23 protein-coding genes are annotated in these 25,552 nt (G+C 70.8%); 12 read left to right on the forward strand and 11 right to left on the reverse strand.

Annotated features, from left to right (window positions below; all coding sequences use genetic code 11):
- The first annotated feature begins 26 nt into the window (after positions 1-26).
- Entirely contained in the window at positions 27-737 is a 711-nt protein-coding gene (fabG, locus tag RJQ01_RS09110; protein ID WP_350476407.1) for a 3-oxoacyl-ACP reductase FabG, read from the forward strand.
- Positions 738-750: 13 nt separating this feature from the next.
- On the opposite strand, the gene serB is transcribed toward fabG, so the two are convergent.
- Positions 751-1,389 carry a phosphoserine phosphatase SerB gene (serB, locus tag RJQ01_RS09115; RefSeq protein ID WP_350476408.1) on the reverse strand — a complete coding sequence of 213 codons (639 nt, stop codon included), beginning with the start codon at positions 1,387-1,389 and terminating at the stop codon, positions 751-753.
- 43 nt (positions 1,390-1,432) lie between these two features.
- On the reverse strand, positions 1,433-2,671 hold the full coding sequence (gene glgC / locus RJQ01_RS09120) for a glucose-1-phosphate adenylyltransferase (RefSeq protein ID WP_350476409.1): 1,239 nt from the start codon (positions 2,669-2,671) through the stop codon (positions 1,433-1,435).
- 62 nt (positions 2,672-2,733) lie between these two features.
- Between glgC and glgA the strand changes: the two genes are divergently transcribed.
- The 3 genes from glgA to RJQ01_RS09135 all read left to right on the forward strand — a co-directional run bounded on the left by glgA (position 2,734) and on the right by RJQ01_RS09135 (position 5,103).
- The gene (gene glgA / locus RJQ01_RS09125; RefSeq protein WP_350476410.1) at positions 2,734-3,918 is read left to right on the forward strand and encodes a glycogen synthase; all 1,185 of its coding nucleotides are present in this window, start codon (positions 2,734-2,736) and stop codon (positions 3,916-3,918) included.
- Between the two features lie 26 nt (positions 3,919-3,944).
- Positions 3,945-4,727: an ABC transporter ATP-binding protein gene (locus RJQ01_RS09130; RefSeq protein WP_350476411.1), complete on the forward strand. Its 783-nt coding sequence runs from the start codon at positions 3,945-3,947 to the stop codon at positions 4,725-4,727.
- Between the two features lie 127 nt (positions 4,728-4,854).
- The gene (locus tag RJQ01_RS09135; RefSeq protein ID WP_152582814.1) at positions 4,855-5,103 is read left to right on the forward strand and encodes a type B 50S ribosomal protein L31; all 249 of its coding nucleotides are present in this window, start codon (positions 4,855-4,857) and stop codon (positions 5,101-5,103) included.
- Between the two features lie 110 nt (positions 5,104-5,213).
- Here RJQ01_RS09135 and RJQ01_RS09140 read toward each other — a convergent pair whose 3' ends face one another.
- Positions 5,214-5,906 (reverse strand): 3'-5' exonuclease, encoded by a 693-nt coding sequence (locus RJQ01_RS09140; protein ID WP_350476412.1) that lies wholly within the window; start codon positions 5,904-5,906, stop codon positions 5,214-5,216.
- Between the two features lie 9 nt (positions 5,907-5,915).
- Positions 5,916-7,637 carry a maltose alpha-D-glucosyltransferase gene (gene treS, locus RJQ01_RS09145; RefSeq protein ID WP_350476413.1) on the reverse strand — a complete coding sequence of 574 codons (1,722 nt, stop codon included), beginning with the start codon at positions 7,635-7,637 and terminating at the stop codon, positions 5,916-5,918.
- Positions 7,638-7,730: 93 nt separating this feature from the next.
- Here treS and RJQ01_RS09150 point away from each other — a divergent pair, with 93 nt between their 5' ends.
- Positions 7,731-8,615, forward strand: a complete 885-nt coding sequence (locus RJQ01_RS09150; RefSeq protein ID WP_350476414.1) for an alpha/beta fold hydrolase — start codon at positions 7,731-7,733, stop codon at positions 8,613-8,615.
- Positions 8,612-9,703, forward strand: coding sequence for a glycosyltransferase family 4 protein (locus tag RJQ01_RS09155; protein ID WP_350476415.1), 1,092 nt, complete (start codon positions 8,612-8,614; stop codon positions 9,701-9,703). The genes RJQ01_RS09150 and RJQ01_RS09155 overlap by 4 nt, the downstream gene beginning before the upstream one ends.
- A gap of 4 nt (positions 9,704-9,707) precedes the next feature.
- Here RJQ01_RS09155 and RJQ01_RS09160 read toward each other — a convergent pair whose 3' ends face one another.
- The 3 genes from RJQ01_RS09160 to RJQ01_RS09170 are packed head-to-tail and all read right to left on the reverse strand — an operon-like array spanning position 9,708 to position 11,711.
- A complete protein-coding gene (locus RJQ01_RS09160; protein ID WP_350476416.1) occupies positions 9,708-10,172 on the reverse strand; it encodes a YbaK/EbsC family protein in 465 nt (154 codons plus the stop codon).
- Positions 10,172-10,822 carry a histidine phosphatase family protein gene (locus RJQ01_RS09165; RefSeq protein ID WP_350476417.1) on the reverse strand — a complete coding sequence of 217 codons (651 nt, stop codon included), beginning with the start codon at positions 10,820-10,822 and terminating at the stop codon, positions 10,172-10,174. The genes RJQ01_RS09160 and RJQ01_RS09165 overlap by 1 nt, the downstream gene beginning before the upstream one ends.
- A gap of 40 nt (positions 10,823-10,862) precedes the next feature.
- Complete coding sequence (locus RJQ01_RS09170) at positions 10,863-11,711, reverse strand: Sir2 family NAD-dependent protein deacetylase (RefSeq protein WP_350476483.1); 849 nt, start codon at positions 11,709-11,711, stop codon at positions 10,863-10,865.
- A gap of 113 nt (positions 11,712-11,824) precedes the next feature.
- Here RJQ01_RS09170 and RJQ01_RS09175 point away from each other — a divergent pair, with 113 nt between their 5' ends.
- On the forward strand, positions 11,825-12,655 hold the full coding sequence (locus RJQ01_RS09175) for a TrmH family RNA methyltransferase (protein WP_350476418.1): 831 nt from the start codon (positions 11,825-11,827) through the stop codon (positions 12,653-12,655).
- Between the two features lie 10 nt (positions 12,656-12,665).
- Positions 12,666-13,892 (forward strand): D-alanyl-D-alanine carboxypeptidase family protein, encoded by a 1,227-nt coding sequence (locus tag RJQ01_RS09180; protein ID WP_350476419.1) that lies wholly within the window; start codon positions 12,666-12,668, stop codon positions 13,890-13,892.
- A 21-nt stretch (positions 13,893-13,913) separates the two neighbouring features.
- Here the strand turns inward: RJQ01_RS09180 and RJQ01_RS09185 are convergent, their stop codons facing one another.
- On the reverse strand, positions 13,914-14,690 hold the full coding sequence (locus RJQ01_RS09185; protein WP_350476420.1) for an SGNH/GDSL hydrolase family protein: 777 nt from the start codon (positions 14,688-14,690) through the stop codon (positions 13,914-13,916).
- Positions 14,691-14,861: 171 nt separating this feature from the next.
- On the opposite strand from RJQ01_RS09185, the gene RJQ01_RS09190 reads away from it, so the two are divergent.
- From RJQ01_RS09190 to RJQ01_RS09205, 4 genes are all read left to right on the forward strand, one after another.
- Positions 14,862-15,125, forward strand: coding sequence for a GlsB/YeaQ/YmgE family stress response membrane protein (locus RJQ01_RS09190; RefSeq protein WP_350476421.1), 264 nt, complete (start codon positions 14,862-14,864; stop codon positions 15,123-15,125).
- A 90-nt stretch (positions 15,126-15,215) separates the two neighbouring features.
- Positions 15,216-16,514, forward strand: a complete 1,299-nt coding sequence (locus RJQ01_RS09195; protein ID WP_350476422.1) for a DNA polymerase IV — start codon at positions 15,216-15,218, stop codon at positions 16,512-16,514.
- A gap of 35 nt (positions 16,515-16,549) precedes the next feature.
- Positions 16,550-18,325 (forward strand): DEAD/DEAH box helicase, encoded by a 1,776-nt coding sequence (locus RJQ01_RS09200; protein WP_350476423.1) that lies wholly within the window; start codon positions 16,550-16,552, stop codon positions 18,323-18,325.
- Between the two features lie 206 nt (positions 18,326-18,531).
- A complete protein-coding gene (locus RJQ01_RS09205) occupies positions 18,532-19,605 on the forward strand; it encodes an alanine racemase (protein ID WP_350476424.1) in 1,074 nt (357 codons plus the stop codon).
- Here RJQ01_RS09205 and RJQ01_RS09210 read toward each other — a convergent pair.
- Genes RJQ01_RS09210 through imuA' form a run of 3 tightly spaced genes read right to left on the reverse strand, consistent with a single transcriptional unit; the run spans position 19,602 to position 25,546 of the window.
- Positions 19,602-23,144 (reverse strand): error-prone DNA polymerase, encoded by a 3,543-nt coding sequence (locus tag RJQ01_RS09210; RefSeq protein WP_350476425.1) that lies wholly within the window; start codon positions 23,142-23,144, stop codon positions 19,602-19,604. The genes RJQ01_RS09205 and RJQ01_RS09210 overlap by 4 nt on opposite strands.
- Before the next feature lie 45 nt (positions 23,145-23,189).
- On the reverse strand, positions 23,190-24,773 hold the full coding sequence (locus RJQ01_RS09215; protein ID WP_350476426.1) for a DNA polymerase Y family protein: 1,584 nt from the start codon (positions 24,771-24,773) through the stop codon (positions 23,190-23,192).
- The gene (imuA', locus tag RJQ01_RS09220; RefSeq protein WP_350476427.1) at positions 24,773-25,546 is read right to left on the reverse strand and encodes a DnaE2-dependent mutagenesis accessory factor ImuA'; all 774 of its coding nucleotides are present in this window, start codon (positions 25,544-25,546) and stop codon (positions 24,773-24,775) included. The genes RJQ01_RS09215 and imuA' overlap by 1 nt, the downstream gene beginning before the upstream one ends.
- Between the last annotated feature and the right edge of the window lie 6 nt (positions 25,547-25,552).

A 25,552-nucleotide genomic window follows, 5' to 3' on the forward strand; every position in this document is an offset into this window, starting at 1 on the left:
CGGGCCTGCGCATATGCTTGATGCCCATGACCACCCAGCGCACCGTTCTCGTGACCGGCGGCAATCGCGGCATCGGCTTCGCGATCGCCGAGGAGTTTCTCGCCCAGGGCCACCGCGTAGCCGTCACCGCCCGCTCCGGCACCGGACCGGATGGGGCGCTCACCGTCACGGCAGATGTGACCGACTCGGCGTCGCTCGACGCCGCCTTCACGGCCGTCGAGGCCGAGCTCGGCCCGGTCGAGGTGGTCGTCGCGAACGCCGGCATCACGCGCGACACGCTCCTCATGCGCATGTCGGAGGACGACTTCACCGCAGTCGTCGACACGAATCTCACGGGTGCCTTCCGCACTGTCAAGCGTGCCTCCAAAGGGATGCTCAAGGCGCGCTTCGGCCGCGTCATCCTCATCTCGAGCGTCGTCGGGCTGCTCGGCTCCGCGGGCCAGGTCAACTACAGCGCCTCCAAGTCGGCCCTCGTGGGGTTCGCCCGCTCGCTCACGCGCGAGCTCGGCGCCCGGGGGATCACGGCGAACGTCGTCGCACCGGGATTCATCGAGACCGACATGACCGCTGCCCTTCCCGACGATCAGCAGGCGGACTATCGCGCAAGCATCCCGGCCGGGCGCTTCGCGACGCCGCTCGAGGTTGCTCGAGTGGTGACGTGGCTCGCCAGCGATGATGCGGCCTACATCAGCGGTGCCGTGATCCCCGTCGACGGCGGCCTCGGCATGGGTCACTGATCCGCGCAGTCGACTAGCCTCGCAGGCCGAGCACCGCGAGAACCGCGGAGAGGTCGCGATCGGGAAGGCACACGTGGGCGGACTCGCAGACGATGGGCTTCGCATCGAAGGCGATCGACAGACCCGCAATCTCCATCATGGCAAGGTCGTTCGCGCCGTCTCCGACGACGATCGTGCGCGCGAGCGGCAGGCCGTGAGCGGCCGCCCATTCCCGCACGGCATCGGCCTTCGCAGCGGCATCGACGATAGGCCCCTCGGTCGTGCCGGTGAGCTCTCCCGCCTCGACGCCGAGCCGATTAGCACGGTGGTGGTCGAGCCCGAGTGAAGCGGCCAGGGGGTCGAGAAGCTCGTGGAACCCGCCGGACACGACGCCGATCGCGCCCCCTGCGGCGTGCACGCCGTCGACGAGCTCGCGAGCACCGTGCGTGAGATGGATGCTCGAGGCCAGCTCGGCGACGATCTCGGAGCCCAGACCCGCGAGGGTGGCGACCCGCTCCTGGAGGGATTGGGCGAAATCGAGCTCGCCCGCCATCGCCCGTGCGGTGACCGCGGCCACCAGATCGCCCGAGCCCGCTTCGCGTGCCAGGAGCTCAATCGCCTCTTCCTCGATGAGGGTCGAGTCGACATCGAGGATGACCAGAAAGCGAGCCATGGGGTGGGAGGGCTCCTTCTCGACGGGGTGATGAGCGGCGGACTCAGGCTTCGACGATCGCACCCTTGCCGACGACCGTGATCCCCGTCTCGGTGACGGTGAAGCCACGAGCGCGATCCGCGTCGTGATCGACTCCGACCTGAGCACCAGGCGCGACCACGACGTCCTTGTCGAGAATAGCGCGCCGTACGGTCGCCCCTGGGCCGACCGTCGTGCGCTCGAAGACAACCGCGTCGGTGATGCTCGCTGACTCCACGACCACCCACGGACCGAGCACCGAGCGCTCGATATGGCTCCCCGAGATCACAGAGCCGAGCGAGACGATCGAGTCGATGACGTCGCCGTTGTGGCCCTCCGCGTCGCGCACGAACTTCGCCGGGGGCGAGTTGAGCTGCTGGGAGTAGATCGGCCAGTCTCCGTTGTACAGGTTGAAGACGGGGAGCGCCGAGATGAGATCCTGGTGCGCGTCGAAGAACGACTCGATCGTTCCGACATCGCGCCAGTAGTCGCGGTCTCGATCGGTCGATCCCGGCACGATATTGCGCTTCATGTCGTAGACGAATGCCTCGCCCTTGCGCACGAAGTCGGGCACGATGTCGCCGCCCATGTCATGGCTCGACTCGGGGTTGTCGCTGTCGCGCACCACCGCGTCCATGAGCACATCGGCATCGAAGACGTAGTTGCCCATCGAGGCGAGCACCTCGTGCGGGGCGTCCGCCAGGCCGACCGGGCTCTTCGGCTTCTCGTGGAATGCCGCGATGCGTTGAGGGTTGGCCGGGTCCGTCTCGATGACCCCGAACTGGTCGGCGAGGGCGATCGGCTGGCGGATCCCCGCCACGGAGACCCCGGCGCGGTTGTCGATATGAGCCTCGATCATGGGGCGAAAATCCATGCGGTAGACGTGGTCGGCGCCCACGACGACGACGATGTCGGGCTTCTCATCACGGATGAGGTTGAGGCTCTGGTAGATCGCGTCGGCAGAGCCGGAGAACCACCGCTTGCCGAGCCGCTGCTGAGCGGGAACGGAGGCGACGTAGGCATTGAGCATCCCGGTCAGACGCCAGGTCTGCGAGATGTGCCGATCGAGAGAGTGGCTCTTGTACTGCGTGAGCACGACGACCTGGCGCAGCCCGGAGTTGATGAGGTTGGAGAGGGCGAAGTCGATGAGCCGGTACCCACCGGCAAAGGGCACCGCTGGCTTCGCCCTGTCCTCCGTCAGGGGCATGAGGCGCTTTCCCTCACCACCCGCGAGCACGATTCCAAAGATCTTCGGTGACGGCATAACCCCACAGTAGGCGAGCGTGGGGTGCGGGGCCAGGGGGCCCTCTGTACTACCGTCGAGTCATGCGCGTCGACATCGTCAGCAGGGAGTACCCACCGGAGGTCTACGGCGGAGCGGGGGTGCACGTCGCCGAGCTCGTCCATGCACTGCGCCAGCACCTCGAGGTTCGCGTGCGGTGCTTCGGGGCGCCGCGCGACGAGGAGGGTACGCAGTCGTACCTCGTCCCCGGGTCGCTGACCGCGGCGAATCCTGCGCTCGCAACGCTCGGCGTCGACCTGGCGATCGCCCAGGATGTCGCCGGCGCAGACCTGGTGCACTCCCACACCTGGTACGCCAACGCCGCCGGTCACCTGGCGCAGATGCTGCACGGCATCCCCCACGTCGTGACGGCGCACAGTCTCGAACCGCTGCGTCCCTGGAAGGCGGAGCAGCTGGGAGGAGGGTACGCGATCTCACGATGGATCGAGCAGAGCGCTTTCGAGGCCGCCGACGCCGTCGTCGCCGTGAGCGACGGGATGCGTCGCGACATCCTGCGATGCTACCCGGGCCTGGACGACTCCCGCGTCTCGGTCATCCACAACGGCATCGACCTCGACCGCTGGCGTCGCGTGGATGACCCGGCCGCGGTGCGCGCTCTGGGCATCGACCCCGACCGCCCGTCGGTCGTTTTCGTCGGGCGGATCACGCGTCAGAAGGGGCTGCCCTACCTGCTCGAGGCCGCGCGTCGGCTGCCGCCTGAGGTTCAGCTCATCCTGTGCGCCGGAGCTCCGGACACTCCGCAGATTCTCGAGGAGGTGCGGACGGGCGTCGCATCCCTCCAAGAGGAGCGCTCCGGTGTCGTCTGGATCGACCAGATGCTCGGTATCCACGACCTGTGCGCCGTCCTCTCCAGCGCCACGACCTTCGTGTGCCCCAGTGTCTACGAGCCGCTCGGCATCGTGAATTTGGAAGCGATGGCCTGCGGAGCGCCGGTCGTCGGCACCGCCACGGGCGGCATTCCCGAAGTGGTCGACGACGGCGTGACCGGCCTGCTCGTTCCCATCGACCAGGTGCACGACGGCTCCGGTACTCCTCTCGATCCTGAGCGCTTCGTCGCCGATCTCGCCGCGGCCCTGACGCAGATCGTGAGCGATCCGGCAACGGCATCAGCGATGGGTGCCGCTGGCCGCGAACGGGCCGAACGCGAGTTCTCGTGGTCGAGCATCGCCGAGCGCACGAACGCGCTCTACCGCAGCCTCGTGCACTAGCCCGGGTGCTCTACGCTGGAGTCATCATGGCTGGCGTTCTGCACTTCGACGATGTCTCTCTCACCCGCGATGGTTCGGCGATCCTCTCGGAGATCACGTGGCAGGTCGGCTCCGAGCAGCGCTGGGTCGTGCTGGGGCCCAACGGTGCGGGAAAGACCACGCTCCTTCAGCTTGCCTCCTCTCTGCTGCACCCCTCGAGCGGTAGCGCCACTGTGCTCGACGAGCGACTCGGCTCGAGCGACGTGTTCGAGCTGCGTCCGCGCATCGGCTTCGCCTCCACGGCGCTCGCGCGGCGTATTCCGCAGGACGAGCGCGTGCTCGACGTGGTGATGACGAGTGCGCATGCCGTCACGGGACGGTGGAACGAGAGCTACGACGACGTCGACGTCCGGCGTGCTCAGCGCGTGCTGCGCGAGTGGCGCCTCGACTCGTTCGAGGACCGCCGCTTCGGCAGTCTCAGCGACGGGGAGCAGAAGCGGGTCCAGATCGCTCGAGCGATCATGACCGATCCCGAGCTGCTGCTGCTCGATGAGCCGGCCGCGAGCCTCGATCTCGGTGCGCGTGAAGAGCTGCTGCAGCTGCTCGGCGCCTATGCCTCCTCGTCGGAGTCGCCCGCAATGGTGATGGTCACCCACCACGTGGAGGAGATCCCCGCAGGCTTCACCCATGCGCTTCTGCTGACCCACGGCTCGATCACGGCGAGCGGACCGCTCGCCGAGGTCATCACGAGCGAGAAGCTCACGAGCGCCTTCGGCCTCGACCTCGTCGTCCAGCGCGACGGCGATCGCTTCACTGCGCGCGCCGCGTAGCGCCCCCGCTGGTTCCTGCTCTGCTATCGTTGACCCTTGGCTCTGCCGCTGGCGCGGCGCCACCGAGACCCTGTCTCATCCCAGACCTGCAGCACCCTGATTTCGAGTGAACACAAGGACAACCAGCATGAAGACTGACATCCACCCCGAGTACGCGCCGGTGGTCTTCCGCGACCTCGCGTCGGGTGAGACCTTCCTGACCCGTTCCACGGTCAGCAGCGAGAAGACGATCGAGCTCGACGGCGAGACCTACCCGGTGATCGACGTCGAGATCTCGTCCGCCTCGCACCCGTTCTACACGGGCAAGCAGCGCATCCTCGACAGCGCCGGCCGCGTCGAGAAGTTCAACCAGCGCTTCAAGGGCTTCGGCAACTAGTCGGCGTTCAGCGCCTCTCGAAGGGTCCCGCCGAGAGGCGGGGCCCTTCGTCGCTCCCGCCATCCGCACTCAGCCGACCTCATCCGGTCGCGCACTGACGCTGCAGCGGGCTAGGAGCGGCGCACGGGCCAACCGCGATCGGCCGTGAAGTGCCGGTCACGCTGCCGGCGCATATAATCCTCGAAGCTGTCGGCCTGGGCATCATGCCAGGCGACCTGAGCAGCGTGGAGTTCGGGGAGAGTGCCGGGCAGGGCCGCAGCGTGCTGCGCAACGATGGCGCGCGCGACGTGCCCTGCCGCGATCGCGTCGATGCTCGCGTCGTGCGCGCCTTCCAGCAGAACGCCGTAGTGCGCGCAGGCCGCTTCGAGTGTGCGCTTGCCCCGACGGTACCGGTCGACCGCCTTGTCGATCACGAGCGGATCGATGACGGGGGAGACGGCCGGGATCGGCTCGAGGCCGTGCCGCCCAGCCTCGTGCGCCAGGAGCGTCAGGTCGTACGGGGCGTTGTAGACGACGAGGGGCAGGCCTCGGCCGAGGTGCGCGCGCAGCTCGGCGAGAATCTCACGCACGACCTCTGCGGCGGGGCGCCCATCAGCGCGCGCACGCTCGGTCGTGATGCCGTGCACGGCCGCGGCGCCCTCCGGGATCTCGATGCCCGGGTCGGCGAGCCAGGACCGCGAGGAGGCGACGGCGCCCGTGGCGTCGAGAACCCCCAGGTAGGCGGTCACGATGCGCGCCGTGCGCACGTCGACCCCCGTCGTCTCGAGATCGAATACGGCGAGGTCGCCCAGAAGATCGGTCACGGGGCCAGCCTAGGCGGGGCCGGCGACACCCCGTTCGCCGACATGCAGCCAGTAGAAGCTCTGGCTGCCGAGCGTCAGCGTGAGCCGGCCGTCGTCGCCGATCGCGGGGAAAGCTGAGCCTCCGAAGAGATCCGAGAGCATCCGGCCCTCGAGACCGGGCAGATCGATCGTCGCCGAGACTGGATTGTGGGCGAAGGAGAACACGCAGAGGATGCGCTCGGCGGGATCGCCGAGCTGGCCGCCGGAGCCCTCGTACTCGCGCACGAAGGCGAGCACCGACTCGTGGTCAGTTTCGAGCACGCGCATGGTGCCCAGACCGAAGGTCGGGTGGGCCTTGCGCACGTGGATGACGTTGCGAATCCAGTGCAGGAGCGAGCGCGGCTGCGCGAGCATACTCTCGACGTTGATCTGGTTGTAGTGGTAGACGAGCGACTGCACGACGGGGAGGTAGAGCTTTCCCGGATCGGCATGGGAGAAGCCCGCGTTCCGGTCGGGAGTCCACTGCATGGGCGTGCGGGAGCTGTCACGGTCGGGGAGCCAGATGTTGTCTCCCATGCCGATCTCGTCCCCGTAGTACAGGAACGGGCTGCCGGGGAGGGCGAAGAGCAGGGCGTGCGCGAGCTCCAGCTCGGCGCGCGAGTTGTCGAGCAGGGGAGCCAATCGGCGTCGGATTCCGATGTTCGCGCGCATGCGCGGGTCGTACGCGTACCAGCCGTACATCGCCTGCCGATACTCCTCGCTGACCATCTCGAGGGTGAGTTCATCGTGGTTGCGCAGGAACACGCCCCATGCGCTGCCGGGGGGCGCCGCGGTCTCCTCGCCGAGCTGACGCCGCAGCTCCGTCGCCTGCTGCGAGCGCAGCGCGTAGAAGATGCGAGGCATGACGGGAAAGTCGAAGGCCATGTGGCACTCCGGCTCCTCAGCCGTGCCGAAGAATTCCGCGACCTCGTTCGGCCACTGGTTCGCCTCGGCGATGAGCACTCGGCCGGGGTACTCGGTGTCGACCATGGTGCGCAGCTTTTTGACGAAGTCGTGCGTGGCCGGCTCGCCCTCGCCGTTGCCGCCGTCGCTCTCGTAGAGGTACGGGATGGCGTCGAGCCGGAAGCCGTCGACACCCAGATCGGCCCAGAAGCGCAGCACGTTGAAGATCTCTTCGTGCACCTTCGGGTTCTCGAAGTTCAGGTCGGGCTGGTGGGAGAAGAAGCGGTGGAAGTAGAACTGGCGGCGCTCGGCATCGAATGCCCAGTTCGACTCCTCCGTATCCACGAAGATGATGCGGATGTCCTCGTACTTCTCATCGGTGTCGCTCCACACGTAGTAGTCGCCGTACGGGCCCTCGGGGTCCTCGCGGGAGGCGAGGAACCACGGGTGCTGGTCGGAGGTGTGGTTGATCACGAGGTCGATGACGATGCGCATGTTGCGCTCGTGGGCCTTCGTGACGAGCTCGCGGAACTCGTCGATCGTGCCGAACTCAGGCAGCACCGCGGTGTAGTCGCTCACGTCGTAGCCGCCGTCGCGCAGCGGCGACTGGAAGAAGGGCGGGAGCCACAGGGCGTCAACGCCGAGCCACTGAAGGTAGTCCAGCTTGGAGATGAGCCCCGCGAGGTCTCCGGTTCCATCGCCGTTGCCGTCCACGAACGACCGAACCATGACCTCGTAGAACACGCTCCGGCGATGCCAGTTCGGGTCGAGGGTCAGGCCGGGAAGGGTGATCGGTGCAGTGAAGTTCACAACGCTCCTCGGCGCCGGGGGCGGACAGTGCTCACCACTGTAGACCGGCTCGAGAACCGCTTCCACATCCCGGGCCGACCTAGACTGATTCGGATGTCCGCCCCGTCTCCCTACGCAGCCCGCCTCGAGCGCATCCCGCGCCGCGGCCGCGAGGTCGATGTGCTCGGATCCCGCACTCATCTGGTCGAGTACGGACCGGAGGACGCGGAGCGCACCGTTGTGCTCGTGCACGGATTCCGCGGCGACCACCACGGCCTTGAGCCGGTGGTCGCGTACCTGCCCGAGTTCCGCATCCTCTCGCCCGATCTGCCGGGTTTCGGTCTGTCGGCGCCGCTCGTCGGCCGCCCCCACGACATCGCCTCGTACGCGACCTGGCTCGATGCACTGCTGCAGGAGCTGGGAGTTCGCGGTCAGGCGACCGTCCTCGGCCACTCGTTCGGATCGATCGTCGCGAGCGCGGCGATCGCAAGCGGCACGCCCACGCCGAGGCTGGTGCTCGTCAACCCGATCGGCGCCCCCGCGCTCTCCGGACCTCGCGGCATCCTCACCCGGCTCGCGGTGGCCTTCTACCGCGCGGGTGCGGCACTGCCGAGCCGACTCGGCTTCGCGGTGCTGCGCAGCCGGGCCGTCACCCGCATCATGAGCGTCACGATGGCGAAGACGCGGGACCGCGAGCTACGACGTTGGATCCACGCCGAGCACGATCGCTACTTCTCGGGCTTCGCGACGCGGGACATGCTGTTGGAGGCGTTCCGCGCGTCGGTGTCGCACGACGTCTCCGAGTTCGCCGCGTCGGTTGCCGTGCCGAGCTTGCTCGTGGCGGCCGCCGATGACGACATCACGCCGATCGCGCGGCAACGGGAGCTCGTGACGCTCTTCCCCGAGGCCCGCCTCGTCGAGATTCCCGACGTCGGCCATCTCATCCACTACGAGACTCCCGAGGCGGCGGCCACAGCGATCCGCGAGTTCCTCGCGTGAGGATCATCGTCGACTGCCGCTACGTGCGCTTTCCCCGCCACGACGGCATCAGCCGATTCACCGCCGGCATCGTGGATGCCCTGCTCCCGCTCCTCAGCGCATCCGAGTCGCTCGAGCTGCTGGTGAGCGACGAGCGCCAGCTCGCCATGCTGCCCGAGGGTCTGCCCTGGCACCGGGTGAGCGGGCCGACGAGCGTCCGAGAGCCGGTCGTCGCGCTGCGGGTGAACCGCTTCGCCCCCGACGTCGTGTTCTCGCCCATGCAGACCATGGGAGCGCTGGGTCGGCGCTATCCGCTCGTGCTGACCCTGCACGACCTCATCTACTACGCGCACCCCACGCCGCCGCGCGACCTGCCCTGGCCGGTGCGCCTCGGATGGCGCCTCTACCACCTGGCCTGGTGGCCGCAGCGTCTGCTGCTCAACCGCGCCGACGCGGTCGTCACGGTGAGCGAGACAACACGATCTCTCATGCTCGAGCACCGACTTACGCGGCGAGACATCACGGTCGTGCCGAACGCCGCAGGTCGGCCGGAGACGGTGGAGCCGCGCATCCTGCCCACGGGTATCGAGCTCGTGTACATGGGGTCGTTCATGCCCTACAAGGGCGTCGAGACCCTCGTCGCCGCCCTCCACCTCCTGCCGGGTGCACGCCTGCACCTGCTGAGTCGCATCCTGCCGACAGATCGCGCGCTCCTGGAGAGCGCGGCGCCGCGGGATGCGCTCGTCGTGCACGACGGGGTGAGCGACGAGGAGTACGCGGCGCTGCTGGACCGCGCCACGGCGCTCGTGAGCGCTTCGCGCGACGAGGGCTTCGGCATCCCGCTCGTGGAGGCCATGGGGCGCGGTACACCCGTCGTCGTCAGCGACATCCCGATCTTCCGCGAGATCGGCGGCGAGACGGCGCTGTATGCGACGGTCGGGGATGCTCAGGCTTTCGCCGCGCGCATCCGCGAGCTTCTCGAGCCGGGGGAGTGGGAGCGGCGATCCGCCGCCGCACCGGTGGAGGCCGCGCGATTCGACTGGAGTCGCTCGGCCGCTGTGCTGCTCGAGCTGCTGCGTGAGCAGGCCGAGCACGGCAGGAGCAGCTGAGCGCTCAGCGCGTGCCGACCGCGGCGAGCGTGCCGCCGGACCACGCCAGCAAGTCGAGCGGCGAAGCCGGGAACACCGTCTGGGCATCGCCCGCGGCGGACCACACCGTCTCGAACCGCAGCAGCGACTCGTCGACGATCGTGCGCACCGGCACGGGATGCCCGATCGGGGGCACGCCCCCGATCGAGAAGCCCGTGGCGCTCTTGACCGTGCGCGCATCCGCTTTCGAGATCTCCGCCTGCACAACCGCGCTCAGACGCTCGAGGTCGGCAAGGTTGTCGCCCGAGACCAGCACGAGCACGGGCTCGCCGTCGGCGAGGAACACGAGAGACTTCACGATCGCGCCGACCTCGCAGCCCACCGCAGCCGCGGCCTCTGCAGCCGTGTGGGTCGAGTCGGGCATCCGCTGCGGGACGAGGCCCAGGTGCGCCGTCGCCGCGGCGAAGCGCTGCGCCCCCGAGCCTGCCACTAGGCGCCCGCCGTGTGCTCGCGCTCCCGTTCGCGCCTGGCCAGCGCGTTCTGCTCGAGGAAGTCCTCGGCGAGGGGGAAGATCGACTGCTCGTCGATGGGGTCGTCGAAGCGCACGAGCTCGAGTCCGCCGTCCGCGTGCTGGAACGAGTGGACGGAGCCGTTCGTGATCGGCTCGCGGTGCCGACCAGGCGCGACGGACTCCAGGACACTGCGGATGACCCCGCCGTGGGCGACGACGATGATCGCCTCGCCGGGGTACGCCGCGGCCAGCCTGTGCAGGCCCGCGAGGACACGGTCGGCCACCGCCTCGCGCGGCTCCCTCCCCGGCACCTCCGCGCCGTCGGGGAACCGCGCATCCAGATCCGCACCCGTGAGCCCCTCCGCTTCGCCGTAGTTGCGCTCGACGAACGCCGCGTCGAGCTCGGGCTCGCCGAGCCCCGCCTCCTCGGCGATCAGCCGCGCGGTCTCCGCCGCGCGCACGAGAGGAGAGGCGACCACGCGGCTCCACGCGCGACCGGCCACGACGCGGCCCGCCGCACGAGCCTGCTCGCGCCCCGTGTCGTTGAGCGGAATATCGGTCGCCCCCTGGATGCGCCGAGCGCGGTTCCAGTCGGTCTCGCCGTGGCGCACGAGCGCGAACGCAGTCACAAGGCTCCCTCCGCCGGGCGGCGGAGGTCGCACGCACCGGTCAGGCGCGCAGAGCCTCGCGCAAAGCGGCGAGCGTCTCGGTCGTGCCCGCCTCGATCTTAACCGCTGCGCGCGCGTCGGCCTTCGTCGCGCCGCGATTGACGATGATCGTGGGAATGCGCTTGCGGCCCGCCTGCACGACGAGGCGGATTCCCGAGTTGACGACGAGAGACGACCCGAGGATGAGCAGAGCATCCGCGCGAGCCACAAGGCCGCGGGCCTCCTCGAACTTGACGGGTGGCACGAACTCCCCGAAAAACACGATGTCGGGCTTGAGCGTGCCGCCGCACACCGAGCACTCCGGCACCTCGAACAGGCTGATGTCGTCGACCTCGGCGTCGCCGTCCGGGTTGATCCGGTGGTTGTCGCCCGCCACGAGCCAGGGGTTCAGCGTCGCGATGCGGTTCGCGACCGCGGCCCGCGAGAAGGTCTGGCCGCAGTGAAGGCAGCGCACGCGGTCCATGCTGCCGTGGAGGTCGACGACGCGGCGCGAGCCGGCGCGCACGTGCAGGCCGTCCACGTTCTGCGTGATGACGCCCGTCACGGTGCCGTCGGCCTCGAGCTGCGCGAGCGTCTCGTGACCGGGGTTGGGGCGGGCCTGCGCGAAGCGATCCCATCCCAGGTGGCTGCCCGCCCAGTAGCGCTTGCGGTACGGCTCATCGGCGAGGAACTGGCTGTACGTCATGGGAGTGCGCACGGGCGCGCCTGCTCCGCGATAGTCGGGAATGCCCGAGTCGGTGCTCATGCCCGCTCCCGTGAGCACGGCGATGCGGCGACCGGCGAGGATCTCAGCGGCCTGGGAGAGCGAGGCCTGCGCGAGGGCGTCAAGAGGTCGAGCATCCGCCGCCATCATGCTCACGGTCGCCTTCCCCCTGCCTCGTCGATTCTGCCTACGAGACTAAACGCCAGCGGTTTCCGATATGTTTCCACGGGCTGGGACACGCCTTTCGAAGGGGGCCGCGCATGCGCATCGAGCGACTCACGACGCTCGATGGCGCGGGCCTGCACGACTACGCGCGCCTGACCGACGTTGCCCTACGCCGCGTGCAGGAGCCCGCAGGCGGGCTCTACCTCGCGGAATCACTCGCCGTCATCGGCCGCGCACTCCGCGCCGGGCATCGGCCGCGCTCTGTGCTCACGAGCGAGCGATGGCTGGACGACCTCGAACCGCTACTGCACGGACACGACGTCCCCGTCTACGTGGGAGCACCGGGGCTGCTCGAGGAGCTCACCGGCTTCCACCTTCATCGCGGCGCCCTCGCGAGCATGCACCGCCCCGAGCCGCGCGACCCCGCCGAGCTGCTCCGGGATGCCCGGCTCGTCGTCGTCGTCGAAGACGTCGTCGACCACACCAACGTCGGGGCGATCTTCCGCTCAGTCGCAGGCCTCGGTGCTGATGCAGTGCTCATCACTCCACGCTGCGCCGACCCGCTGTACCGCCGCAGCGTGCGGGTGAGCATGGGCACCGTGCTGCAGGTGCCGTGGGCGCGTCTGCCCGAGTGGCCGGAGGGCGCGACGCTGCTGCACGAGCACGGCTTCACGATCGCGGCGCTTGCGCTCGACGACCGAGCGGTAGGGCTGCGCGACTTCGCCGCGACCCGACCGCCGCGCATCGCCCTGCTGCTCGGCTCGGAGGGCGACGGCCTGAGCCGACCCGCTCTCGACGTCGCCGACGTCGTCGTCACCATTCCGATGCTGCACGGCGTGGACTCGCTCAACGTCGCCGCCGCGAGCGCCGTCGCGCTCTACGCGCTCGGCGACCCCGTGAGCTCCGCACCGGGCCCCTCTTCGTAGACTGATGAGCGTGATTCGCCACCGCCGCACTGTGCGCGTGATCGGTGCCGCCGCCCTCCTCGGGCTCGGCGTGAGCACGCTCGGCTACGGCGCGTACGCGGCGCTCGCCCCGGTGCCTGCCGCGCAGCCCGCTCTGCAGGCCTTGCCCGCGCTCAGCACGCCCGAGCCCGAGGTGAGCATCCCCGGCTACGGCGCCGCCGCCTTCGGCGCCGCCGACGGGCGCCAGGTGTACGCGAGCCGCGGCCTCGACGAGGTACGGCCGATCGCCTCGATCACCAAAGTCGTGACCGCCCTCGTCGTGCTCGACGCTCGGCCGATCGAGGCCGGCACAGACGGCGCCACGATCACGCTCACTGCGGCGGACACCGCGCTCGTCGACCGTTATCGCGCCCTCGACGGCACCACAGCACCCGCGCCGGTCGGGACGACCGTCAGCCAGCGCGACATCATCGAGCTCATGATGGTCGCCTCGGCCAACAACTACGCCGAGACTCTCGCCACGTGGGCCTTCGGCTCGGTCGCCGAGTACCTCACCGCTGCGCGCGTCTGGCTCGATGAGCATGACCTCGCCTCGGTCTCCGTCGGCGACAGCACAGGGTTCTCGCTCCTCAATCGTGCGAGCCCCCGCGCTCTGCTCGACCTGGGGCGCCTGGCCCTCGCCGACCCGGTCGTCTCCGCCGCCGCGGCGATGCCCGAGGTCACGGTGCCCGGCGTCGGCAGCTACGAGAATCGCAACCTGATCGTCGGTGTCGACGGGGTGACCGGGCTCAAGACCGGCACGCTCATCGAGGCCGGTGCGTGCCTGTTGTTCTCCGCTCGCGAGGTCATCGAGGGGCGGGAGGTCGACGTCGTGGGCGTCGTGCTCGGCGGCCCCGACCACCCCACGGTCGCCGACGACGTGCGTGCGCTCCTGGCGAGCGCCCGCGACGACTTTCATGAGATCACCCTCGCCACGACGGGCCAGCTCGTCGCACGCTACGAGACCGAGTGGGGCGCCACAGCCAGTCTTCACGTCTCCGACACCCTCGACGACCTCGTGTGGGGCGAGGTGCGCGCCATCGCCGCGGTGCGCGCTCCCGCGCTGCAACCGGGCGGGCCACTGCCTGACCCGGGCAGCATCACCGTGCGCTACGGCGATCGTCGGGTGAGCATCCCGCTGGAGTGGCGCGGAGCGCTCGAGGCCCCCGGCCTCGCCTGGCGCCTCGCCCAGCCCCTCGAGGAGGCGCTGGGCCGCTAGCATCCGCCCGAGGCCAGCGTCTCAGCCGTGCGGGTGCGAGGCGTCCGGCCTCTTGGGCGCAATGAAATCGCCGGAGGACTGATGGCGGATACGCCGCACCACCCACGGCACGAGATACTCGCGGGCCCAGCCCAGATCCTCGACCCGCGCCTGGCGCCAGCTGCGCCGCGGAAGGGGCTCGGGGTGGCGCGGCTCCAGATCGTGCTCCACGCCCAGCGCCTCGAGCGCCATGATGGCGATCGTGTGGTGGCCGAGGGGCGAGAAGTGCAGGCGGTCGCGGTCCCACATCTGCGGGTCGCGCAGCTCGCGCAGCTTCCACATGTCGGCGACGATCGCGTCGTGCTTCGAGGCGATCGCGCGAAGGTTCTCGTTGTAGATCGCCACCTTGCCGCGCATGCGCCTCAGCACCGGCGTCATGCCGATGTCGGGGCCGTTGAACATGAGCACCGTGGCGCCGTTGCTGCGCAGCTGCACGACGAGCTCCTCGAACCTCTCGGCCACCTGGTCGGGGTCGGTGCCGGGGCGGATGATGTCGTTGCCGCCCGCAGACACCGAGATGAGGTCGGGGCGCAAGGCAAGAGCCGGCTCGACCTGATGATCGGCGATCTGCGTGAGCAGGCGCCCCCGCACAGCGAGGTTGGCGTAGGCGAAATCGTCGCTGCGGAGCGCCAGCTGCTCTGCCACGCGATCCGCCCATCCGCGATGCCCGCCGCGGCTCTGGGGCTCCGGATCGCCGATGCCCTCGGTGAACGAGTCTCCGATCGCCACGTAGCGCGACCAGGGGTGAAGCTGTGCCATGCGTCTACTGTGCCAGAGCCCGCGATACGACACGCCCTGAGAATTTCCTGGACGCAAGATGCCCCCGAACGGGGGTAAACCTGCTTGACTCTCCGCTGAGCGTTTCCACCGGAACGCTCGACAAACGGCTGATACTCGATCTGAGTGCGGTCACAACGAAAGGAGCGCCCTATGGGATTCCTCGCATTCCTCCTCATCGGACTCATCGCCGGAGCGATCGCCAAGGCGATTCTGCCGGGCAAGGGCCCGGGCGGCTGGCTGGCCGCCCTCGTCATCGGCATCATCGGCGCCCTCCTCGGAGGCTGGCTGGGCGGGCTCATCTTCGGAGTCGACCTCGGCGGTTTCTTCTCCATCGAGACCTGGCTGCTCGCGATCGGCGGCTCGCTGATCGTGCTCGTCATCTACGGTGCCATCACGGGTCGTCGACGGGCCTGACACAGGTCACCTCGAACACCCGCAACGGGCGGGGCGCTGCGGCGCCCCGCCCGTCGCGCTGTGTGAGGATGCTCCCGTGAGGACGCGAGCGTGAGCAAGCAGGACGGCAGCGGGCGGCAGGTCACCGCCGAGCCCACCGACGACACGAGCGCGAGCATCCTGCATCTCGACATGGATGCCTTCTTCGCCTCCGTGGAGCTCCTCACGCGGCCGGAGCTGGCCGGGAAGCCCGTCATCGTCGGGCATCGTGGTGCGCGCTCCGTCGTTACGGCGGCGACCTACGAGGCCCGGCGCTACGGCGTCAACTCCGCCATGCCGATGAGCATCGCACTGCGACGATGCCCGGGCGCGGTCGTGCTCGAGCCGCACTATGAGCGCTACCAGGAGGCTTCGCGCGCCGTGATGAGCATCCTCGGCGACGTCACGCCGCTCGTGGAGCCCCTGAGCATCGACGAGGCCTTCCTCGACGTGAGCGGCGGCCTCGCCCTCTTCGGCCCGCCGTACGCGATCGCCCAGGGGCTGCGCACCCGCATCAGACGGGAGACCGGCCTCGTGGCCTCCGTGGGCGCGGCCGCGACGAAGTTCGTGGCGAAGCTCGCCTCGAGCCGCGCCAAGCCCGATGGGGTTCTCATCGTGCCCGAGGCAGAGACCGCGGAGTTTCTTCGACCGCAGCCGATCAGCGCCCTCTGGGGCGTCGGCGCTGCGGTCGCCGAGCGGCTCGACCGCATCGGTGCGCGCACCGTCGGCGACGTCGCCGACCTCCCGATGCCGTCGCTCGAGGCGGCCGTCGGCGCCGCGGCCGCCGCGACGCTGCACGCGCTCGCGAACGGCATCGACCCCCGCGCCGTCACCCCCACACGACGAGAGAAGTCCATCGGGCACGAGACGACCTTCGAGAGTGACCTTCACGATCGCGCGGCTCTCGATCGCGAGCTGCTGCGGCTCTCCGACCTCGTAGCGCGGCGGCTGCGCCGCGGCGGCTGGGTCGCGCGCACAGTGGCGATCAAGGTGCGGTTCGGCGACTTCACGACCCTCACCCGCTCGCAGACGATCGCGGAGCCCACCGAGGTCGCACAGCGCCTGGCGACCGAGGCGCGGGCGCTCTTCGCCGCCGCGCCGACCCAGGGCAGGGGCATCCGTCTGATCGGCGTCCGCGCCGAGAACCTGCTGCCGACCGGAGCCGTGCCGCGCGGGCTGTGGGACGACGACGAGACCTGGCGCGAGGCGGAGGGCACGATGGACGCGCTCGCCGAGCGCTTCGGACGCGGCGCAGTGCAGCGCGCGTCCCTGCTGTCCACCACGCCCCGACGGCGATCGGCGCTGTCGGGGCAGGATGCGCCGCCCGAGCCTCCCCGATCGCCACCCCCACCCGCACCTCCACCCGCGTGAGCAGCGTCGGCACCCTCGGCTAGCATCGAGGTCGCATGTCTCCGACCTTCCGCCGCGCACCCCACGTGGGCACCTTCGCCGCGGAGCACCTCTCACCCTCCTACCCGGAGCGCGCAGCGCGGGGAACAGCCGACCGGCTGCGCGCGTGGCAGGCCGAAGCACTCGACGCATACTTCGCGCGTGAACCGCGTGACTTCCTCGCCGCGGCGACCCCGGGTGCCGGCAAGACGACCTTCGCCCTTCGTCTGGCGGCCGAGCTGCTCGCGCGGCGCACCGTCGAGCGGGTCATCGTCGTCGCCCCCACCGAGCACCTGAAGAGGCAGTGGGCCGATGCGGCACACCGTGTCGGCATCCGCCTCGATCCCGCTTTCCGCAACGCCTCCCGCATGATCCCGCGGGCGTTCCACGGCGCTGCCGTCACCTATGCGCAGGTGGCCGCCCAACCCTTCGTGCACCGCGTGCTCGTCGACCAGGTGCCGACGCTCGTCATCCTCGACGAAGTGCATCACGGTGGCGACGCCCTCAGCTGGGGCGAGGCCATGCGGGAGGCGTTCGGCGGCGCGGCGCGGCGCCTGTCCCTGACCGGCACGCCGTTCCGCTCCGACACGGCCCCCATCCCGTTCGTCGCATACGTCGATGGCGGCGACGGCATCCGCGTCTCCCGCACCGACTACAGCTACGGCTACGGTCGCGCGCTACGCGACGGGGTCGTACGCCCCGTACTGTTCCTCTCCTACGCGGGGCGCATGCGCTGGCGCACGACCACCGGCGACGAGATGGAGGCCGTCCTCGGGCACGGCGACACCGCCGACATCACCGCGCAGGCCTGGCGCACCGCGCTCGACCCGGAGGGGCAGTGGATGCCCGGCGTACTGCGCGCCGCCGACACCCGCCTGACCGAGGTGCGGCGGGCCATCCCCGACGCGGGAGGTCTCGTCATCGCGAGCGATCAGGCGACCGCGCGCGCCTACGCGGGACTGCTGGCCGGCGTCACGGGGGAGCAGCCGACCGTGGTGCTCAGCGACGAGGGAGGAGCATCCGAGCGCATCGCCGAGTTCGCCGAGTCCGACGCACGCTGGCTCGTCGCCGTGCGGATGGTATCGGAGGGGGTGGACGTGCCGCGGCTCGCTGTCGGGGTCTACGCGACGAGCGCCTCGACCCCGCTGTACTTCGCCCAGGCGATCGGGCGCTTCGTGCGAGCGCGGCGCCGCGGCGAGGTCGCGTCGATCTTCATTCCCAGCGTGCCGACCATTCAGGCTCTCGCGAGCGAGCTGGAACGCGAACGCGACCACGCGCTCGACCGTGAGGGCGGCGAGCTGCTCGACGACTCCGCGCTCGAGGCGGCGGAACGGGAGGAGCGCGCGAGCGAGGCCGAGCTCGCCGAGTACACCTACCGTGCACTCGAGTCGTCGGCAACCTTCGACAAGGTGCTCTACGAGGGCACTGAGTTCGGTCAGCTCGCCGAGGTCGGCAGCCTCGAAGAGCTCGACTTTCTGGGCCTGCCGGGCATCCTCGAGCCCGATCAGGTGCACGAGCTGCTGCGCAGCAGGCATCAGCGCCAGGCACGTCGTGCCGCCGAGCGCCCCGCCTCGCAGCCGGCGCCTCAGCCCCTCTACCGTTCGCTCAAGGAGCAGCGCACGCTGCTGCACAGCCTGGTGGGCCTGCGGGCGAAGCTCACCGGTCAGCCGCACGGCATCATCCACGCGGAGCTGCGCCGTGTCTGCGGCGGCCCCGCCGTCGGGCAGGCCACGGTCGCCCAGCTGCAGTCGCGCATCGAGCACCTGCGCCGTCAGCTCGCCACCGGCGCCTGACCCCCCGGTCAGATCTGACGCGAATGGGCGCTCACGTGCCCGGGTGGCGCCATTCTGTGTCAGTTCTGGGCGCCTTCGCTTCGAGATTCTGCGCTCGGTGCGCACGCCGGAGCGCCGCAGCGCCCCCAGATTGGGCGACAAGTGTCGCAATCGACTCATGTGAGCGCCCATTCGCGTCAGATCTGGCACAGGGGGAGGATGGGGGGATGCGCGATACCCCGTACCTCGTGGTCGACGATCACGTGCTCGAGAGCAACCTGGCTGCGATGGCGGCGCACGCTCGCGCCCTCGGGGTGGCGCTTCGGCCGCACGCGAAGACGCACAAGACGATCGAGCTCGCGCGACGGCAGCTCGCCCACGAGGCCGTGGGGCTCACGGTCGCCACCGTCGGCGAGGCCGAGGTCTTCGCCGACGCGGGCATCGATGACCTGTTCATCGCTTATCCGGTGTGGGCGGAGGGGCCTCGCGCCGAGCGCCTCCGCCGCCTCGCCTCACGGGTGCGGGTGCGGGTCGGCGTCGATTCCGTGGAGGGGGTGAGGATGCTCGCGCAGGCAGTGCAGGCCGGTCACGACGGTGCGCCCTCGCTCGCTGTCGCGGTCGAGGTGGACAGCGGTCACCACCGCAGCGGCGTCGCCGCGGCGGAGGCCGCCACCATCGCGCGCGCGGCGCTCGACTCTGGGCTGTCGGTGGACGGCGTCTTCACGTTCCCCGGCCACTCCTACGGTGCGGACGCCGCGGACCCCGCGGCGGGGGACGAGGCCGCTGCCCTCGGGGCGGCGCGGGATGCGCTCCGAGGAGCGAGCATCCCGTGCCCGGTCGTCAGCGGTGGGTCGACGCCCAGCGCCCGAGCCGCCGACGGTGCGGTGCTCACGGAGCTGAGGCCGGGTGTGTACCCGTTCGGCGACGCGCAGCAGTGGGAGCTCGGCACGATGACGCAGGACGCGATCGCCCTTACCGCTCGCGCGACCGTGGTGAGTCGTCGCGACGGCGTCGCGGTGCTCGACGCCGGCAGCAAGGTGCTGGGCGCCGACCGCGCGCCGTATGCGAGCGGCTTCGGTCGCCTGCTCGACCATCCGGAGGCTCGCATCACGGCGCTCTCGGAGCACCACGCGACGGTGGCATTCCCTCCCGGCGCCAGGATTCCGGCGCGGGGGGAGACGCTGCGCGTCGTGCCGAACCACGTCTGCAACGCGGTGAACCTTGTCGACGAGCTCATCGTCGAGCGGAACGGGGTCGAGGTCGGCGCATGGGCGGTCGCTGCGCGCGGCCGCAACAGCTAGCGGAAGTCGCGGCTCGGCATCCTGACACGCAGCGGCAACTGCTCGACGCGGTCGGCGACGATGTTCACCACGCCCTCCGCTGAGCGCTCGAGGGTGCCGCGCACGATGAGCGCACGGCTCTCGCGCACCGTGCGTCGGTAGCGGGTCCACAGCCCCACCGAGCAGATGACGTTCACGAGCCCCGTCTCGTCCTCCAGGTTGAGGAAGGTGATGCCGCTCGCCGTCGCGGGGCGCTGACGGTGGGTGACGACGCCCGCGACCTCGACGCGGCGGTTCGGCTCGGCCGCGCGCAGCTCGCGCGCGCTCAGCACTCCGCGCTCGCGCAGCAGCTCGCGCACGAAGCGCACGGGGTGGTCGCCGGGCGCGATGCCGGTCGAGACGAGGTTGGCGACCATGGTCTCGTAGCCGTCGAGCTCGGTGAACAGCGGCGGCTGCACCGCCGTGACGATTCCCGGCAGGTACTCGGGCCGCGCCTGCGCGGCCGCGCCCGCCGCCCACAGCGCCTCACGCCGGGAGAGCCCGAGCACGTCGAAGGCTCCGGCGGTTGCGAGCGCTTCGACCTGCGCGGCGGTGAGCCCCGTGCGGTAGACGAGCTCGGTGAGATCCCGGTATGGGCCGCCCCGCTCGCGTTCGGTGACGATGCGCTCGGCGGTGGAACGGCCGATGCCGGTCACCCCGGCGAGCCCGAGTCGCACCGCGAGATCGCCGTCGCGGCGGTGCCGCGCGCAGTCGGCGAGGTCGCCGTTCGTCGAGGCGGGATCAAACGCGGGCACGGGCGGCTGTCGGCTCCGGATGCACTGCTCGAGCCCCGTCGGAGGCGCGCGCCGCGCATCCGGAGCCACCGGCTCGTGCGCCGAGGCGATGACCAGATCGAGGCGCTCGAGGCCGGCGTCGACCTCGGAGCGGAGGATGCACGGCGTGCGCACCTCGACGCCGTGGCGCTCGGCGTCGGCCGTGAGCGAGGCGGGGGAGTAGAAGCCCATCGGCTGGGCGCGCAGCAGCGAGGCGAGGAAGACGCCGGGGTAGTGCAGCTTGATCCACGAGCTCGCGTAGACGAGCAGCGCGAAGCTGAGCGAGTGGCTCTCGGCGAAGCCGAAGTTCGCGAAGGCCTGGATGCGCCCGTAGATGTCGTCGGCGAGCTGCCCGGTGATGCCGTTGCCCGCCATGCCCGCGTAGAGGGTCTCGCGCAGCGACTCGATGCGCTCGAGGCCGCGCTTGCTGCCCATGGCGCGGCGCAGCAGGTCGGCGTCGTCACCCGTGCAGCCGCCCACCGCCATGGCCACCTGCATGAGCTGCTCCTGGAAGACGGGCACGCCGAGGGTGCGCTCGAGCGGACCGATGAGCTTGGGATGGTCGTAGGTGATCGGCTCCTTTCCGAGCTTGCGGCGCACGAAGGGGTGCACGGCGCCGCCCTGGATGGGGCCGGGGCGCACGAGCGCGATCTGCACGACGAGGTCGTAGAACTGTCGAGGCTGCAGGCGCGGCAACAGCCCCATCTGCGCGCGGCTCTCGACCTGGAACACGCCGATCGAGTCGGCGCGGCACAGCATGTCGTAGGTCGCCTGCTCCTCCTTCGGCAGGGTTGCGAGCTCCCACCGCTCGCCGAGGTGCTCGTCCATGAGGTCAAAGGAGTGCTGGAGGGCGGCGAGCATGCCGAGGCCGAGCAGGTCGAACTTGACGAGGCCCATCCAGGCGCAGTCGTCTTTGTCCCACTGCAGCACGGTGCGGTTCTCCATTCGGGCGTGCTCGATGGGCACGATCTCGCCGACGGGCCGGTCGGTGAGCACCATGCCGCCCGAGTGGATGCCGAGGTGGCGGGGGTACGTGAGTACCTGCTGGGCGAGGTCGACGACAGGGGCGGGGATGTCGTGGTCGTCGCTCGAGAGCACGGCGCCCCAGCGCTCCACCTGGCGGCTCCAGGCGTCCTGCTGACCCGTCGAGTAGCCCAGCGCGCGCGCCATGTCGCGCACGGCGTTCTTGGGCCGGTACGAGATGACGTTGGCGACCTGGGCGGCGTTGCGGCGGCCGTAGCGCTCGTAGACGTACTGGATGACTTCCTCCCTGCGGTCGGAGTCGAAGTCGACGTCGATGTCGGGCTCCTCGTCGCGCAGCGCGGAGAGGAAGCGCTCGAAGGGCAGCCGGTAGCCGATCGAGTCGACGGCCGTGATGTCGAGCAGGTAGCAGACGGCCGAGTTCGCGGCCGAGCCGCGGCCCTGGCAGAGGATGCCGCGCGAGCGCGCGAACTGCACGATCTCGTGCACGATGAGGAAGTAGCCGGGGAAGTCTTTCTGCTCGATAACGTCGAGCTCGCGCGCGATGCGAGCGCGATCGTCGTCGCTCGCATCGGGATACTTGCGGGGCACGGCCGCCCACACGAGCTCGCGCAGCCAGCTCATGGGCGTGTGGCCGGGCGGCACCTCCTGCTTCGGCAGTTTCGGCTTAGCCTGACGCAGGCTGAAGCCGAGCTCGGCCGCGAGCTCGACGCTGCGCTCCACGGCGCCGGGGTAGCGCGCGAAGAGCCGCTGCATCTCGGCACCGCTGCGCAGGTGGGCGGTGCCGGCCGCGGGCAGCCAGCCCTCCATCTCATCGAGACTGCGGCGTGCCCGCAGGCCGGCGAACGCGGTGGCGAGCGGGTGGCGGGCGGGGGTCGCGTAGTGCACGGCGCCCGTCGCGACGATCGGCAGCCGGCGCTCGGCGGCGAGGGCGGCGAGCACATCGTTGTGCACGGTGTCGAGGGGGCGGCCGTGATCGAACAGCTCGACGACGACGCCGGATGCTCCGAACCGGTCGACGAGAGCGTCGAGCTCGGCGCCCGCTGCCGCGATCTGGGCCCGATTCGGCCGCGCGCGGGCGATCGCATCCGGTGCAGAGGCATCGCGGGCGGGGTCGCGACCCTCCAGCGCGGAGCGCACGGCGCCCTTGCGGCACCCGGTGAGGATCACCCAGTGGTCGGCGCCCGTGGCGTCGCCTCCTCGCCCGGCATGCTCGGCGAGTGTGTCGAGGTCGTACACCGGGCGACCCTTCTCCCCTCCCGCGAGCTGCGCTTCGGTGATGGCGGCGGCGAGGCGGTGGTAACCGGCCTGGCCGCGTGCGAGGACGAGCAGGTGCGTGCCCTCCGGGTCGGGCACGCCCTGCTGAGGGCCGGTGAGGCCGAGGGAGAGCTCGGCGCCGAACACGGTCGTGAGGCCGTACGGCTCGGCGGCCTCGGCCATGCGCACGACACCGTAGAAGCCGTCGTGGTCGGTGAGGGCGAGCCCGCTGAGCCCGAGGCGCGCGGCCTCCTCGAGCAGCTCTTCGGGGCTCGAGGCACCGTCGAGGAAGCTGAAGGACGAGTGGGCATGCAGCTCGGCGTAGGGCACGACCGTCGCGGGGTCGGGCGGTTCGATACCGGCTCGACGGTAGGGTGCTCGCTTCGGAGACCAGGCGGGGGAGTCGCCGCCGTCGGCGCCGGGGGGCGGTGCTGTGCCGGGGCGGTTGCCGTTGCGCAGGCTGCGCTCGAACTCGCTCCACGGGATCGGCGGATTGTGCCAGCCCGCCATCAGCGCCCGCCCTGCGTCACGGCAGAGCACTCGGGCAGTGCTGCCTCAGTCATAGCGCGCCTCTGCCCACCATGAGTCGCCGTCGAGCACGAGCAGCCAGGCGACCCCGGCGGAGTCCACGACCTGCAGGCGGTGCAGCAGGCGCCGTCGCGGGGCGTCCCACCACCGCTCGTCGAGCGGCCACGGCCCCGCCCACGAGCTCACCGGGCGCGCAGCACCCCCCGCGCCCGGGGCGAAGCCCGCGGGGGGTGCGCTGAGCCGCATCCTCTCGTCGACGCTCACCGGGGCGCCTGACGCGTCCAGCACCGTCACTGCATGCCGAGAGGGGAATACCGTGCCGGGGGTCGGCTGGGGCAGCGCACCCGGCCAGGGCCGGTCCACGGGGCGAGGGCTGACGAGCCGGTCGCCCCAGGGCACGAGGGCGCCCCGCTCGGCGAGGGTGCGACCGCCCGTGCGCTGGGCCGTGAGCACAGCCTCGTGCCCGAGCAGACTCTGCACGCGCGAGAGGGCGTGGTGCACGCGCTCATCGGGTGCCGCGCCCCACAGCCCGGGTTCGTGATGGGCGAGGTCGTCGACGCTCTCGGGCACGATCGTCACGCGCGTGATGGCCGAGCGCAGGCCCGGCCCGCGATCACTGTCGGCACGTGCGCCGAGGGTGCGCGTCTCACCGCTGAGCTGCCAGCGCACGCGGTCGACGATCTCGCTCGCGCGGAACGAGCGGGGGTGCAGCCAGGCCCGCTCGGTCTCGGTGCCGTGCTCGTCGCGGAACCCGATGCGGATCGCCGTGGCGACGAGCAGCCGCCGCGTGAGGCTCTCGACGAGGTCGTCGGCGAGCTGCCGCACGGCGAAGGCGAGCTGGTCGACGCGGTCGAGGGGCGGTTCGAGTTCGAGCACCCGTTCGAGGTCGGGCGGGGGAGTGCGCGGCACCAGCGGTGTCGCGTCGGCGGCGCCCGCGAGCGCGTGCCGGTGGGCGCCCGCCGCGCCGAAGCGGTCGCGCACGGCCTCGGCAGGCAGTGCGGCGAAGTCGCCGAGCGTGCGCAGCCCGAGCCGGCCGAGGAGCGTCGCGAGATCGGGGTCGCCGAGGGTCGTCACCGGAAAGGGGGCGAGGAAGGCGGCGACGGCATCGCGCGGCACGATGCGCACGCTCTGCCCGGGCGCCGTCGATGCTGGCGCGGTGCTGCGGGCGGCGAGCTCGGCGGCGAAGGGCCCGTCGGCGATGCCGAGCCGGGCATCCGGAACCCCGTCGACGATGAGGGCTCCGCGCAGGGCGAGAGCCGCGGCCTTCTCTCCGCCGTAGTAGCGGGCGGGCCCGCGCGCGGCGAGGGCGAGCAGGCCGGGGCGCACGACCTGCACGCCCGCGACGAGGGATTCGACGACGTCGACGAGGGGCGAGAACTGACGGTGGTCGCGGTCGTCGTCGGCGGGGACGATGCGCAGCTCGGTGCACAGCGACTGAGCTTCGCGGCGTCGCTGCCCTGCCCGCACTCCCTGGTCGCGGGCGGTCGCCGAGCACGCGAGGATGCGGTTCTGCCGCACCACTGCGACAGGCTGGCCCGGTGCTGCGAGCCCGTCGCGCGCGGCGGCGATGATCGGCCAGTCGGGCACCCACGCCACGATCGTGCGGGTCATCAGCCCGCCCTGAGCGTGCGGGGGCTGCCCCAGCGGTCGTGCGCCCGCTGTGCCGCATCGCCGCGCGCGCCGGCATCCTCACGATCGAGGCGCCGGATGCCCAGCTCACCGTCGGGTAGCAGCAGTCGCCCGCTGCGGGGGCGCGGGCTGCGTCGCGAGCTCACGGTGATCGTGACCTCCCGCTCGCTCAGGTAGCCGTGACCGTCGCCGAGGCCCGACCAGCGGCTGTCAGTGATGCTGATCATGGCCTCCGCCTGCGGCCAGGCTCCCGTCACGAGCAGGGTGGAGCCGCGCTCGCGCACACGCCCCGCGAGCTTCGCGATCGCGCCGTCGCTCGCCGCCCTACCTGGCCGCACGACGATGACGCTCAGGGCGTCGGCGATGGCCGCGGTCACGGTGAGCCACTGGTCGCCGGGGTGCGGCACGAGCACGAGCCGGTCGAGGTCGATGCCCATCGCTTCGGCCGCCTCGATACCGAACTCAGGCATGCCGACGACGCCGCACCACGCCCCGGCCGCCGAGGGGCCGGCCAGCAGCGCCATCGTGAGGGCGCTCGAGGGGCTCAGCGTGTAGACGGCGCCCTCCTGCAGGCCACCGGCGGGCAGCAGGTCGGCGAGAGCCTCGTGCGTGGGCAGAAGACGCGTATCGAGGCGCGTGCGCTGCAGGGAGTCGATGCGGGCCTGCAGCGCCTGCACGGTGTCGACGGTCTGAACCCTCGCCGCACCCATACCGTCGACGGGGTCGTCGACGGAGGAGAGCGCGAGGGCGGGCATCTCTCC

It is taken from the genome of Microcella sp., assembly GCF_040286215.1.
GTDB lineage: Bacteria > Actinomycetota > Actinomycetes > Actinomycetales > Microbacteriaceae > Microcella.